Raw genomic sequence first — 13,628 nt, 5'->3', positions numbered from 1 at the left:
TTTGAGTGGTACCCAACAGCGGTCACATCCTCTCTTATGGCTCAGCAAACATGAGCCTGAACTCAGATTGTAGTTTCGCCTTCTGTCTGTGCCGGAGCCGGAGTCGGCTCTGGAGCAGCCGCCGGGGATTCCCCTGCGGTTGCAGCTGGGGCCTGGGTCGAGGCCGCGGGCCGGACAAAGATCAAACGAACAACCAGGAAAGTAAATGGCACGGCAATGATGCCACCAATCAGCGTTCCCCACTTGTCGGACACGTCCATCCCGCTCACCAGGATCGCCGAGACCACCGTCGAAATGGCCAGGTTGACCAGTGAGGACAGTGGGAACGCTAACAGCTTCTTTAGAGTCGGGCGTACCTTGAACGTGAAGTATGCGTTTAGGTAGAAGGAGATCAACGTGGCCAGCGCCCAGGCCAGGACGTGGGCTGCGAGGTAGGGCAAGATTAACAGCCACACTCGGTAAAAGGCATAGTAGACCCCCGTGTTGACCACACCAACCATGCCAAACCTGATGAACTGCTCTAGATTCTTTCGCACTTGCCTGGGCCCCTACTCGGACTGTCCGAAGGTGCGATACACCAGGTAGTGAGGCCTGCTCTTTACCTCTTGGTACAGCCGGCCCACGTACTCCCCAACAATTCCAAGGCCAAACAGTTGCGCACCGCCGAACATGATGATCACCGCGATCGTGGTGACATATCCGGGAGTTGTCACCCCAACCACCAGATACTGCCCCAACAGATAGACCAGGTAGAGCAGCGAGAGCCCGAAGATGATTGCGCCCAGGTAAATCACGCTTCGAAGCGGTTTGGAGTTGAAGGAGACAACTCCTTCAATCCCGTAATTGATCAGCGACTTGGTGGACCACGAGGAGGTTCCCCCGTCCCGGGTCACGTTTTGGTATTCCATCACTTCTGTGGGGAACCCAATCCACGAAAACAGCCCCTTGGAGAACCGGTTGGTCTCTCGCAGCGACACCAGGGCCGTGACCGCCCTTCGGCTCAGGATCCGGAAGTCTCCCTCTCCATCTTGCAGCTTTACGTCGACCATTGAGTTCACGAGACGGTAGTAGGCCTTGGACACCAACGAGCGCCAGAACGAATCCCCGGCCCGATTCCTCCGGGCAATCACCTGATCCACCCCGTTTTGGACAATCTGGTGGTACAGCTCCGGAATCAGCTCCGGGGGGTGCTGCAGGTCGGCGTCCATAATCACGACGTACTGTCCGACACTGGCTTCCAACCCGGCCAGCATGGCCGATTCTTTCCCGAAGTTGCGCGAGAACGAAAGCCCACGGAAATGGGGATTCTCTGCGCAAATCTGCTCAATCAGCTCGGCGGTGCCATCGGTCGATCCGTCGTCCACCAAGACCACTTCAAATGCCAGCTCTGGAAGGTGCTCCGTCATGGTGGAGACCAGCGCCTGCTTGAGCGCTAACAGCTGTCCGGCCTCGTTGTGGCAGGGGACAACGACGGAAAGATCTACCATCGTGCCCCCTCAAATAGAACCGCTAACATGCTGCCTACCGCCATTCTAGCTTCACCGAATCCGGGATTCCGAACCACTCCCTCAGCGCTGCCTCGGATCCTTCCGAGCGGGAAACCAGGCGAGACCACAGTTCGTCCGGGTACCTGTCGGCACTTGGCAAGATGATCTCCGCCGGCAACTCGGCCCCGGAACCAACCGCCACCAGCTCCTGTTCCACCGGGTGCCACAGCCGGTAAACGTCAGTGAGTTGGCGATGACTTTCCGCGTAACCCATTCCAGCAAATGCAATAGTGGCGAGGACTAACACCCCGGCTGCCAACCCCAATCCCCTGGACCGCGCCTGACTCCAGCCTAAGGTCAGCACCAGCACGCCAATCAGCGAGAGCAGGTAGACGATAAAAATGTAGGGGCGCCCCGGATAGAGACCCATGGCCACCGCCGGACCGGCAGAAACCACCGCCGCCACGGTGAGCAGCACCAGCGGGTCCCGGACTTTGGCCGGTAGTCGGTAAACGACCAGGAACCAGCCCGCGATCAAAAGCCCCAGTCCCAACACCATCAGCTTGAAGCTGCCGAGTTGGTACAGCGCGCGCAGCACTGCGGCCGTAAAGGTGTCTCCGTCCCGGTTTCCCGTCCAGGCAACCGAAGCGGCAAACAGGACCAGGGTCCCCAGCACGCCAATCCCGGCTCCAATCAGCGGCCATCGACCCGCTGCCCCCCGATCCGCCACCAAGCGGGACCCAATGATCGCGAGGGCCACCAGGGTGATGATCAGGACCAGCACCAGGTAGATGCGCCCGCTCGGCAACACCATGAGCGCGCCGCGAGCAGACCTGACCAGCAGCGAGTCCTCGGCGCCATGGACCAGCCCCTGCCGGCTCGCCCGACCGGGAGCCAAGAAAAAGACCACAAACCCAACCAAAGAGGCCCCCGCGGCCAGAGCAAACCCCCGGGCCAGTACCCGGGTGGCGGGCAAGGCCAGGGCCACCATGCTCAAGACCAGGCCCGCGAAACCAACCGACTCGTTGATCAGGCTGAGCGAAAAGAAAAGCGGCACCAGCAGCACCAGCACCGGAACACTGGGATTCTTCGGATAGCGGCCGAACAGCAGCCACAGGCCGACCAGCAGAAGCAACAGTGCCAGACCGTACCCCACCACTGCCGCGTTGAAGAAGAACATGGTTGAACCCAGCAGCGGCTGGGTCCCAATCAGCGCGAAGGGAATCAGACTCACCAGCAGGTAGACGACCACCAGTACGCCGGTCCGCAGGTGAAAGTTGGGAAAGGCGACCCGGCCGATCCGATAAATCAGAGCGGTAGCAACCGCGGCCAGCAGGGTCAGAAGCAGAGGAGAGATGAGCTGCCAGGCCTCATAGCCGAGCGAGATCTGCAGTTTCACGATTGCGTCGGCAAACCTGCCGTTCCAGTGCAAATAGTCATCGACGCCGGCCGCCCAAATCTGGCCTAGGGTGGAGCGGCCATACTGTCCGGCTCCTCCGTTGAGGCTGGCCCGAAAATCATCGCCGCTCAGATAGACCATCCGCCACAGCAAGTACCAGGCAAGATAGTTTCCCACCGTCACCAGCGCCAGCAGGATCCACCGCCAGCCAGTGTTGGCAGGTAGCGCAGGTTTGGTCCCGGTCTCAACTGAATTTGTGCTCAATCTGCGGTCTCCCGGCTTTAGCCTGTCTCCGGCCTCTTTCGACCACGGGGAGACAGGAAAGTCACTCCGTACCGAACCAGCATAGGTGCTGACTGGGCGCACATCCCAGACCAGTCAGCAGTTTGAGGCCAATTACTCACCTGCGCGCCGCCCTCATTTGCCCCCGAAAACTGGCCAAACTGCTCCGGGTGCCCGCTGGACCTGGTCACTCTCCCCCCCCCCCCGGACCGGAACAGCAAACCGGGCGCCCAGGTGTTGCCACCCAAACGCCCGGTCAACTTTCTGTCGAGGTTACAGCTTCACCGACTCGCCGGTGGCGGCCGACTCGAGCATCGCCTCGACCACCCGCATGTCGTCGAGCCCTTCCCGCATGGTCACAATGTTCGAGCTTAGCCCGTTGATGGCGTCGCGGAAGTTCCCCTGTTCCACCGCCAGCGGCTCGCGCTTCTTGAGGGCGTAGCGAATCACCTGCCCCTCCGAAACTCCCCGGAAGGCGGCAATTTGGTCCCATTCGAGGGCAAACTCGCCGTTCTCGAAGAAGGTCAGGTCACCCATGGCGGTGTCAGCCACCAGCGCTCCATGCTCCCCAACCACGATCGTGGCGCGGTCCTTGTAGGGGGTGAGCCAGTTGACCAGGTGATTGACTAGGATCCCATTGGTGAAACGACCCGACGCGGTCAGCATGTCCTCGTGATCCCGGCCCGACCGGTGCGAAACCTGAGCAAAGACCAGTTCGTAGGGTGCGCCCGCAATCCAGGCGGCCAGGTCCACGTCGTGGGTCGCCAGGTCCTTGACCACACCCACGTCGGAAATCCGGGCTGGGAACGGCGACTGACGCCGAGTGGACACCTGGTACACCTCACCAAGCTGACCGTCCGCAATGCGCTTGCGCATCTCCAGCAGCGCGGGGTTGCACCGCTCCACGTAGCCCACCGCCCCGACTAGACCGGCGGCTTCGAAGGCTTCGGTCATCCTCTGTCCGGCCGCCAAATCTCCGGCCAGCGGCTTCTCCACCAGGGTGTGAATCCCGGCTTCGGCCAGCTTGAGGGCCGCGTCCTCGTGGAAGACGGTCGGCACCGCCACGATGGCGGCCTCAATCCCGGCGGCGATCAGCTCGTCCACGGAGCCGAGGACATCCAGATCCCCCGCCACCCCGAACTTGTCACCACCCGGATCGGCTACGGCCACCAAATCGAAGCCCTCAAGCGCGCGGGCATTGCGCACGTGGTGGCGCCCCATGGAGCCAATTCCCAGGACCCCGACGCGAATGTTGGCCATGTTTATGCTCCCGCCCGAACGACCGCGTTGACCGCGGTGACGATCCGTTCCAGGTCGGCCTGACTCAGCGAGGGGTGGACCGGCAGCGAAATGACCTCAGCGGCGGCCTTCTCGGTTTCGGGCAGATCCAGGCCCGGGGCAAAGTGGGCGAGGGAAACGAGGCGGTGGTTGGGAATCGGGTAGTAGACACCGGACCCAACCTGGTACTGGTCGCGCAGCTGCTCGACGATGCGCGCACGATCGGCGGCGTCGACCCGGATCGTGTACTGGTGGTAGACGTGAACGGCACCTTCCGCCACGGCGGGAACCACGACGCCCTCCAGGTTGGCATCGAGAAATGCCGCGTTGGCCTGCCGCTTCTGCGTCCACTCGTCCAGGTGCTTCAGCTGGGTGCGCCCAATCGCGCCGTTGATGTCGGTCATCCGGTTGTTCAGGCCCACCATCTCGTTGGCATACTGCTTGGCCATCCCCTGGTTTCGCAGCACCTGCACGCGGCGAGCCACCTCGGCCGAGGCGGAGGTAACCATGCCGCCCTCACCGGAAGTCATGTTCTTGGTCGGGTAGAAGCTGAAGCCGGCAAACGTCCCGAAGGTGCCCACTTTCTGGCCGTCAAGGGAGGCCCCGTGCGCCTGGGCGGCGTCCTCAAACAGAGCCAAGCCGTGCTTCTCAGCCAGGTCTTCGAAGGCGTCCATATTGGCGGGGTGCCCGTACAGGTGCACCGGCATGATGGCTTTCGTCCGCTCGGTGATGGCGGCCTCTGCTGCCTTCGGGTCGAGGCAGAAGTAGGTGGGTTCAATGTCGGCGAACACGGGAGTGGCCCCGGTGATCGCAACCGAGTTGGCGGTCGCGGCAAAGGTAAACGAGGGGACAATCACCTCGTCCCCCGGGCCCACCCCGGCTGCCAGCAGACCCAGGTGCAGGGCGGACGTGCCCGAGTTGACGGCGACCGAGTGCACGCCGTCGACTACCTGCTCGGAAAACTCCTGCTCAAATGCCGCTACCTGCGGCCCCTGAGCGACCATGCCGGAGCGGAGGACGGCCGAAACTGCCTCCACTTCCTCCTCACCAATAATCGGCTTGGCGGGGGGAATAAATGCCAGTTCCTCAGTTGTCATCCGTTTCAACCTCTTCCAGTTCCGTTTCGGAAATTTCCCGGTACATTGTTCCAGCCTCTGGGCAACGATAATATCCCGGCCGATTGGCCTCGGGCTCAAGCTTTAGTCCCGCTTTACCTACCCAACCAATTCGCCGGGCGGGCACACCCACCATCAGGGCGTAGTCGGGTACGTCTTTAGTCACGACCGCTCCTGCGGCTACGGTGGCCCAAGCGCCAATCTTGACCGGTGCCACGCAGACGGCGCGAGCGCCAATCGCGGCCCCCTCGCCAATCGTGACGCCCACCGGCTCCCAGTCACTGGCCGACTTGACCGAGCCGTCCGGATTGACCGCGCGCGGGTTGTGATCGTTGGTCAGCACCACGGCCGGGCCGATAAACACGCCGTCGGCCAGGTAGGCGGGTTCGTAAACCAGGGCGTAATTCTGCACCTTACAGTTCCGGCCCAAGTGGACCCCGGTGCCGATGTAGGCCCCACGCCCAATGATGCAGTTCTCGCCGATCTGGGCATCCTCACGCACCTGAGCCAAATGCCAGACGCTGGTTCCCTCCCCGATCGATGCTTGCGGTGAAACGTCAGCTGAGTCCACAATCCGTGGCATAGACACTCCCTAAAATCGGTTCTGCCAGCGTGCTGCACTAACTGTCATCTCAGACTATCTCACACTGATGAGCAGATGCACATCCCCCAAACCGCGTGACACAATGGACGTATGTGTGCCGATTTTGCCCCCATCACCTCCACCTGGTTGGTGATCCCCCTCTATAACGAGGGCCCCGTCATCGGGGATGTGGTGCGTGAGGCGCGCAAAACTTTCCCCAACATTGTGTGTGTGGATGACGGTTCCAGCGATAGTTCCGCTGAGATTGCCGCCGACGCCGGGGCCTACGTGGTGCAGCACCCGATCAACCTGGGCCAAGGCGCGGCCCTGCAGACCGGGATCGAGTACGTCCTGCACTACACCGAGGCCAAGTACCTGGTCACTTTTGACGCTGACGGTCAGCATTCCACCGACGACGCGGCCGCCATGGTGGCCCGGGCCGAGGCGGATGACCTGTCCGTCATCTACGGGTCCCGGTTCCTTGAAGGGCAGGTCGACATCGGCTGGGCCAAACGGCTGGTGCTGCGCACCGCCGCAACGGTGACCCGGTGGCGCACCGGGCTCAAACTGACCGATGCCCACAATGGACTGCGGCTGCTTCGTCGAGATGCGGCCGCCAGCGTGAGCCTGCAGCAGGATCGGATGGCCCATGCCTCCGAAATCATCGGTCAGCTGGCCAAGACCGACTTCAAATGGGTCGAGATGCCGGTCCATATCCGCTACACAGACTATTCCAAGTCCAAGGGGCAATCCCTCTTGAACTCGGTGAATATTCTGGTTGAACTGGTGCTGGGGTGATCCCGTGTCCTACTGGCTGATCAAAACGATCCTGATTATCGGGCTGGTCGTCGTCACCTACTTCATGATGCGACCGATCAAGAGTGCCAACCACCTGGCACTGCGCCGGTTGGGCGTCATGCTGATCGTGGTGGCGGCAGGCTTCGCGGTTGTCTTCCCCGACGTGATCAACCGGTTGGCTTGGTTGATCGGAGTTACGTCCGGGGTCAACCTCCTGGTTTACGTGCTGTTCCTGGTGGTCTTCACCCAGATGGCCACCGGATATCGGCGCGACTCAGCTAACGATCGTAAACTAACTCTGCTGGCTCGGGCCCTAGCCCTGGAGTCAGCTCCCAAGCCCCCAACTGGCCTTTCCGATCCACACGGTTCCACCCACCGGTCCAACGACGCACCCAGCGGTGCGCCTGACGAGTCTGACCGGGCACACTAGTAGCATGACGGGAAGGGGCCGCCTGGGCTCCGCCGCCGGGAAGAAGTTAACGACAATATGAGCAAAGCTAAATCGCGCGCCAACACTGATCGCCTGCCGATCGCGCACGCCTCACCGAACCCCTACCGGTTCCCTTGGGTTCGTTCGGTGTTAGCGGCGGTGCTGGCGGTCGCTCTCTTCGGTGGGGTGGCCGGGGCCCTCATGATCAACAACCTGGACCACCAGATCAAAGACTCGGTCATCAGCACGGCCAACCGTGGCTCGGACAACAGTCAATCGGCCACGGTGGTGAACGAGGAGTTGCCTCCGGACGCGTTCGAGGGTCGCCCGGTCAACATCCTGGTTTCCGGAATCGACTCCCGATACAACGAGAACGGCGAAATCGGAGCCGGCACCATTGACCTGGACCCGACCATCCGCTCCGACACGACGATGATTCTGCACCTGTCGGCCGACCGTCAGCACGCCACCATTCTTTCCATCCCACGCGACATGATGGTCGACATTCCTTCCTGCCAGACCGCCGACGGTTCCTACACCTACGCGCACTACGGCATGTTCAACTCTGCCTTCGCGGACGGGGCCGGGCTGGACGACATTGCCGGTGGGATCGCCTGCACCCAGGCCACAGTCGAAGACTTCACCGGCATTACCATCGACGGCTTCGTGGTCATTGACTTCACCGGCTTCTCCCGTCTGGTCGACACTCTGGGCGGGGTGGACATCTGCCTGGACGAAGCCATGTATGACGAGTTGGCCGGCCTGGATGTTCCCGCTGGTTGCCAAACCCTGCACGGCCAGCAGGCCCTTGCGTTTGCCCGGGCCCGCAAAGACCTGGCCGACGGATCCGACCTGCGCCGAATCGACCGCCAGCAGTGGCTGATCGGCCAGATGGTCAGCCAGATCCTGGACTCGAACATGTTCACCAACCTCCCGTCCCTGTACAAGTTCGTCCAGGAGGGGCTCAGCACCTCGAAGTTCTCCCCCTCGCTGAACAGCTGGCGGACCGACGCGGCGCTGCTGAACTCGATCCGGAACACCCCGCGCGAGAACATCCGTTTCGTCACCACCCCGTACCTGCCGGATCCGGAGGATGAAAACCGCGTCCTGCCCGACTACTACCAGGCATCCGCGATCTTCCAGGCGCTGATCGACGATCAGCCACTGCCGGCGGGCACGCTGTTCCGAAACCTGCAGAACCAGACCTTCATCGTGGGAGACGCCGGCGAGGCCATCATGACTGACGACCTGGGCAACCCCTACGAGCTGGACGAAAACGGAGCCCCGATCATTCCTTCCGACGAGGAAACCGGGGAGTAGGAGACACCCGTGTCAACCCCACCGCCCGCATTTCCCCCCGCCCACGGTGATCAGCGTCGCCGACCCACCCGGCCCGGGGGCGAGGCGGCCCCACCCAAAGCGGGCACTCCCCCTCGTCGATCGATCCTTCCCGACGCCCAGGCCGAGCCTCCCAGAGCGGAGACACCCAAGCCGTCGGCTCCGCCTCCCCCTTCCTACGCGCCCCGGCGCAAACCTGCGGCGCCACCATCAGTGCAGCCGGCCACCCGGCCACCCGGGGCCGGACCCGCTCAGGCGTGGGCGCCCCAGCCCGTGGCGACTCAGCCCGCCCCGAGCCGGTCGACCGCCTCGCCCGGCTATCCGGGATCAGGGCCGGCCCGAAAACGCCGGCGCTCCCACCCGTGGCGCGCTCTGATCGTGCTCGTCCTGCTGGTGGTGATCGCCTGGCCCGCCTGGCTGGTGTTCTGGGTCAATTCGAACCTGCACCGAGTCGATGCGCTGGTACCGGGCGGAAGCGAAACCGGCACCACCTACCTGCTGGCGGGCAGCGACGGCCGAGTCGAAGGGGACCCGGGCGACATCGAAGGCGAACGCTCCGACTCGATCATGCTGATTCGGAAGGCGCCGGGCGGGCAGACCTCCATGATCTCGCTGCCGCGCGACACCTACGTGGACATTCCCGGCTACGGCTGGAATAAGATCAACGCCTCATTCTCATTTGGTGGCCCCCAACTGCTGGTGGAGACCGTGCAGAACCTGACCGGCCTGCACGTGGACCACTACGTTCAGATCAACATGCAGGGGTTCGGGCCCCTGGTGGACGCGGTCGGCGGGGTAAACCTGTGCCTCGACATGGATGTGAACGACGAACTGTCCGGGCTGAACTGGACCGCCGGCTGCCACGACGTGGCCGGCGAGGAGGCGCTCGCGTTTGCGCGGATGCGCTACTCCGATCCGCGCGGCGACCTGGGCCGAGCCGAACGCCAGCGGCAAGTCATCTCGGCGGTAACGAAGAAGACGTTCTCCCCCTCGATGCTGATTAACCCGGCGGCGCAGTGGCGTTTGGCCGAGACCGGGACCGAGACTCTGTCGGTGGATCAGAAGACCGGGGTGATCGACATTGCGCGGCTGCTGCTCGCGTTCCGTTCTGCTAGCCGCGGCGACCTGTCTGGGACTCCCCCGCTGGCATCCGAGTCGGAAATGACTGACGTTGGCTCCGTGGTACTGCTGAACGAGGACCTGGCGCCCGGGTTCTTCGAGGCGCTGCGGGACGGGACGTTGACGGCGGAGGACTTCGCCACGGACTTCTAGTGCCGACTGGTCAGTCTTGTCCGACCAGTCGAGCGGAGGGTGATGCAGAAGGGCCGCCCCTGCGGGACGGCCCTTCTGACTCTCACACGCCGAGTGGGCGCACTAGTTTGACCACTCGATCTTTCTGGGGCCCTGCTGCCACGCCTCCCAGGCAGACTCGAGGATCTCTTTCACCCCGTACTGGGCTGACCAGCCAAAGTCTTCTTGAATCCGGCTCGCATCCCCAATCAGCTTGGGTGGGTCGCCCGCTCGCCGCGGAGCCACCTCGATCGGGAAGTCCATCCCGGAAATGTCCCGCAGGCCCTCAATGATCTCGCGAACCGAAGTTCCCTTGCCGGTCCCCACGTTGAACTGGTGATGCTCCAGCTTCCCCGAGTTCAGCTGGTCCAGCGCCTTGATGTGCGCATCGGCCAGGTCCATCACGTGAATGTAGTCGCGGATGCAGGTGCCGTCCGAGGTCGGGTAGTCGTCCCCGAAGATCTTCGGAGCCTGCCCCTTTGCCAGGCGGTCCAGGACCATGGGAACCAGGTTCAGCACCGCGGGGTCCTGCAGGTCCACCCAGCCGGTGCCGGCCACGTTGAAGTAGCGCAGAGCCACCCACTGCAGGTCCCAGGCCACCTCGCAGTCAGCCAGCAACTGCTCGCCAATCAGCTTCGTCTCCCCGTAGGGGTTGATCGGCTTGAGGTCGATGTCCTCGGGCACCACGTCCACCGGCGGCATCCCGTAGACCGCTGCCGAAGAGGAAAAGATCATCTTTTCCACCCCCGCGTCGTTCATGGCCCGGGTCAGGTTCGCCATGCCGCCAATGTTCTGCCGGAAGTACCAGGAGGGACGCTGGACCGACTCACCCACCTGCTTGCGAGCTGCAAAGTGGATCACCGCCTCGACGTCGTCATCGACCATCGTGTCGGTCAACAGCCGCCACGCCTCGTCCGTCGAAATGTCCGTTTTTACCAGCTTGGCATCCCCGATTCGCTTCGGGTTGCCAAACGAGAGGTCGTCCACCACGACGACCTTTTCCCCCCGCTCCTGCAGGAGACGCACCACATGCGCGCCGATGTATCCGGCGCCACCAGTTACCAGAATTGTCATACCTCCAGCATACGCGGTCCAGCCAGCCCACTTTTGGTCCCTTATGCTATTCAGGTGATGAAAGTACCGCCGCGACTGGTCGAGCTGACCCAGTTTGGCACTGTCGGCGCCCTCGCCTGGGTGGTGGACTTCGCCGTATTCAATCTGGTCAGGGCGGCCCTGCCCCTCCAGTTCGTCCTCGCAGCTAAGGTGGCCGCGGTCCTGGTGGCCGCCTGTTTTTCCTGGATGCTAAATCGGCTGTGGACTTTCCGATCCCGGGCCACCGACCGGCCGGGGCGCGAGCTCCTCATCTTCCTGGTGGTTAACGCGCTGGGGTTGACACCGCCGCTGCTGTGCCTGTGGGTCTCCCACTACCTGCTCGGTTGGACCAGCGTCTGGGCGGACAACATTTCCGCCAATGTGGTCGGCCTGGCGCTGGGGACGGTTCTGCGCTACTTCGGCTACCGGTACCTGGTGTTTTCACAGCCGGCGACTGCGCCGACCGACCGATAGCAGCGGACCCTGCGGCATCACCAGGTCCGGATCAAAGTTGGAAGGAATCGCGGCCAAAGACAGGGTGAACACCGGTGGGTGGGTTTGGGTCAGTTCGAGGCGGCCTCCCATAGCCTGGGACAGATCCTTGGCCAGGGCTAGGCCAATCCCGGAAGACCCGTGTCCCGAGACGCCCATGTCGAAGATCTCGTCCACCATGTCGTCCTCAATGCCTTCCCCCTCATCGCTCACCTCAATGAGCACACCGCGCGAGCTGGCGGCTTTCCGGGCCCGCACCACCGTCTTCCCCGCGCCGTAGCGCAGCGAGTTTTCGATCAAAGTGGCGAGCACTTGGGAAATCTTCCCCGCCTCCGCCAAAATGGGCCGCTCCGCCTCGTCCAAGAAAACTAGTTCCCGGCCGGCAGCGGCAAACTGATCCTCCCACTCCTCCCGCTGCGTGTTGAACACCTCCAGGATGTGCAGGGCTTCGGTGGAGCTTTGATTGCGTCGGCGCTCGTCGAGGAGTTCGGTCACCACCGAGGTCAACCGCTCCACCTGATCCAGACAGGCCCGAGCCTCCTCGCGGACCTCGTCCTCGGTGGTAATCATCTCGATTTCCTCGAGGCGCATCGACAGCGCCGTGATGGGCGTGCGCAACTGGTGAGAGGCGTCGGCCGAGCGTTGGCGTTCGGCTGCCAACCGGCCGGCCATCCGCTCGCCCGTCCGGACCAGTTCCTCCTGAACCAGGTCAATTTCTTCAATCCCGGAGGGCTTGAGGCGGGCCCGGACCTGCCCGGAACCAATCTGTTCGGCCTGCGCGGCCAGGTAGATGAGCGGAGCGGACAAGCGTCTGGACATCCGGTAGGCCAGATACCACCCGAGCAGAATCGACAGCAGGGCGCCCCCGGCAAAGAACATGGCGGCGCGGGCAACCGAGGTGGCGACCGGGTAGGCGCTGATCTGCATGATGACGGTGGCGCCGTTGGAGGAGCGAACTTTGGCTTCTAGCAGCGGCCCGCTCCGCTTGGTCCCGGAAATTACTTTGTACTCTCCGCCAACTCTGATCTCGGTGAAGGCGTCCTGCTCCCCCGACACCGGGTTGGTGAGCGCGGCCACCAGCGGCTGGGTGACCCACAGGTCGTCGTCGAGGCGGCGGTCGATCGACCGGCCCAGCGTCTGCACGCGCGTGTCGAGGGCAGACTGGGCCGAGTTCCAGACCAGCATTCCCGCCACTACCGAGCCGGGAATCCCCATGATCAGGGCCACAATCGTCACCACGGTGACAATTAGCCGAGTTGTCCGCGCGCGCATGTCAGCGCCAGGTTACTTCTCGAAACGGAAGCCCATCCCCCGCACAGTGGAGATGTAGCGCGGATCGGCGGTATTGTCACCTAGCTTTCGGCGAAGCCACGACACGTGGGTGTCGAGGGCCTTAGTCGACCCCTGCGGATCCGAGCCCCACACTTCCCGCATCAGGTCTTCGCGCGAAACCATCGTGCCGGCCGAAGAGACCAGCACCCGGAGCAGATCGAACTCTTTCGCCGAGAGGGAGACTTCTTCCCCGCCGACGAAAACTCGGTGTCCGGCCAGGTCCACAACCACGTCCTGGACCCGGATTTCCGAGTCGGCCGCCTCGGACCCGGACCGGCGCAGCAGGGCCCGAACCCGGGCCAGGAGTTCTGCCAGCCGGAACGGCTTAGTCACATAGTCATCGGCACCGGCGTCCAGGCCGATCACCATGTCCACCTCATCCGTGCGGGCGGTCAAAATCAAAATGGGCGTATCCAGGCCGCGGGAGCGAATCTCGCGCGCCACATCGAGCCCGTCCATGTCCGGCAGACCCAAGTCCAGCACGATCAGGTCGGCCGATCCAACCTCGTTCAGCGCGCCTCGGGCCGTGCCGTGAGCACGCACCTCGTAGCCTTCCCGGCCAAATGCCCGGGCCAGCGGTTCCGAAATCGCCGGGTCGTCCTCAACGAGAAGCACAGTAGTCATCTGAATCCTCTTTCCTCCCCAGCCGGGGCTCAGCACCCGTCAAAGTTTATGAGTTACTTAAAGAATAGACCAAGTTTGGTGAAAATAC

14 protein-coding genes are annotated in these 13,628 nt (G+C 63.1%); 5 read left to right on the top strand and 9 right to left on the bottom strand.

Annotation, left to right across the window (positions count from 1 at the left end; translation table 11 throughout):
• Window positions 1-62 precede the first annotated feature (62 nt).
• The 6 genes from SAC06_RS02515 to SAC06_RS02490 all read right to left on the bottom strand — a co-directional run bounded on the left by SAC06_RS02515 (window position 63) and on the right by SAC06_RS02490 (window position 6,144).
• Window positions 63-536: a GtrA family protein gene (locus SAC06_RS02515; RefSeq protein WP_350258641.1), complete on the bottom strand. Its 474-nt coding sequence runs from the start codon at window positions 534-536 to the stop codon at window positions 63-65.
• Window positions 537-548: 12 nt separating this feature from the next.
• On the bottom strand, window positions 549-1,487 hold the full coding sequence (locus SAC06_RS02510; RefSeq protein ID WP_350258640.1) for a glycosyltransferase family 2 protein: 939 nt from the start codon (window positions 1,485-1,487) through the stop codon (window positions 549-551).
• A gap of 34 nt (window positions 1,488-1,521) precedes the next feature.
• Window positions 1,522-3,150 (bottom strand): hypothetical protein, encoded by a 1,629-nt coding sequence (locus SAC06_RS02505; RefSeq protein WP_350258639.1) that lies wholly within the window; start codon window positions 3,148-3,150, stop codon window positions 1,522-1,524.
• A gap of 291 nt (window positions 3,151-3,441) precedes the next feature.
• A complete protein-coding gene (locus tag SAC06_RS02500) occupies window positions 3,442-4,428 on the bottom strand; it encodes a Gfo/Idh/MocA family oxidoreductase (protein WP_350258638.1) in 987 nt (328 codons plus the stop codon).
• 2 nt (window positions 4,429-4,430) lie between these two features.
• Window positions 4,431-5,543 (bottom strand): DegT/DnrJ/EryC1/StrS family aminotransferase, encoded by a 1,113-nt coding sequence (locus tag SAC06_RS02495; RefSeq protein WP_350258637.1) that lies wholly within the window; start codon window positions 5,541-5,543, stop codon window positions 4,431-4,433.
• Window positions 5,533-6,144 carry an acyltransferase gene (locus SAC06_RS02490; protein WP_350258636.1) on the bottom strand — a complete coding sequence of 204 codons (612 nt, stop codon included), beginning with the start codon at window positions 6,142-6,144 and terminating at the stop codon, window positions 5,533-5,535. Before SAC06_RS02490 ends, SAC06_RS02495 begins: the two co-directional genes overlap by 11 nt.
• Before the next feature lie 111 nt (window positions 6,145-6,255).
• Here SAC06_RS02490 and SAC06_RS02485 point away from each other — a divergent pair, with 111 nt between their 5' ends.
• From SAC06_RS02485 to SAC06_RS02470, 4 genes are read left to right on the top strand one after another with little or no spacing between them, the layout of a single operon-like run.
• Complete coding sequence (locus tag SAC06_RS02485; protein WP_350258635.1) at window positions 6,256-6,942, top strand: glycosyltransferase family 2 protein; 687 nt, start codon at window positions 6,256-6,258, stop codon at window positions 6,940-6,942.
• Window positions 6,943-6,946: 4 nt separating this feature from the next.
• Window positions 6,947-7,372: a DUF2304 domain-containing protein gene (locus SAC06_RS02480; protein ID WP_350258634.1), complete on the top strand. Its 426-nt coding sequence runs from the start codon at window positions 6,947-6,949 to the stop codon at window positions 7,370-7,372.
• Between the two features lie 57 nt (window positions 7,373-7,429).
• On the top strand, window positions 7,430-8,692 hold the full coding sequence (locus SAC06_RS02475; RefSeq protein ID WP_350258633.1) for an LCP family protein: 1,263 nt from the start codon (window positions 7,430-7,432) through the stop codon (window positions 8,690-8,692).
• Between the two features lie 9 nt (window positions 8,693-8,701).
• Complete coding sequence (locus SAC06_RS02470) at window positions 8,702-9,982, top strand: LCP family protein (RefSeq protein ID WP_350258632.1); 1,281 nt, start codon at window positions 8,702-8,704, stop codon at window positions 9,980-9,982.
• Window positions 9,983-10,084: 102 nt separating this feature from the next.
• Here SAC06_RS02470 and galE read toward each other — a convergent pair whose 3' ends face one another.
• Window positions 10,085-11,074 (bottom strand): UDP-glucose 4-epimerase GalE, encoded by a 990-nt coding sequence (gene galE / locus SAC06_RS02465; RefSeq protein WP_350258631.1) that lies wholly within the window; start codon window positions 11,072-11,074, stop codon window positions 10,085-10,087.
• 57 nt (window positions 11,075-11,131) lie between these two features.
• Between galE and SAC06_RS02460 the strand changes: the two genes are divergently transcribed.
• Window positions 11,132-11,566 (top strand): GtrA family protein, encoded by a 435-nt coding sequence (locus SAC06_RS02460; RefSeq protein WP_350259142.1) that lies wholly within the window; start codon window positions 11,132-11,134, stop codon window positions 11,564-11,566.
• On the opposite strand, the gene SAC06_RS02455 is transcribed toward SAC06_RS02460, so the two are convergent.
• Together SAC06_RS02455 and SAC06_RS02450 are read right to left on the bottom strand one after the other, a co-directional pair.
• Window positions 11,534-12,856 carry an ATP-binding protein gene (locus tag SAC06_RS02455; protein ID WP_350258630.1) on the bottom strand — a complete coding sequence of 441 codons (1,323 nt, stop codon included), beginning with the start codon at window positions 12,854-12,856 and terminating at the stop codon, window positions 11,534-11,536. The two genes, SAC06_RS02460 and SAC06_RS02455, sit on opposite strands and share 33 nt — an antisense overlap.
• A 12-nt stretch (window positions 12,857-12,868) precedes the next feature.
• A complete protein-coding gene (locus SAC06_RS02450) occupies window positions 12,869-13,540 on the bottom strand; it encodes a response regulator transcription factor (protein ID WP_350258629.1) in 672 nt (223 codons plus the stop codon).
• Window positions 13,541-13,628: the final 88 nt, after the last annotated feature.

It is taken from the genome of Scrofimicrobium sp. R131, from assembly GCF_040256745.1.
GTDB lineage: Bacteria > Actinomycetota > Actinomycetes > Actinomycetales > Actinomycetaceae > Scrofimicrobium > Scrofimicrobium appendicitidis.
Note: the sequence above shows the minus strand (reverse complement) of the source record. Positions and strands in the feature narration are given on the sequence as shown.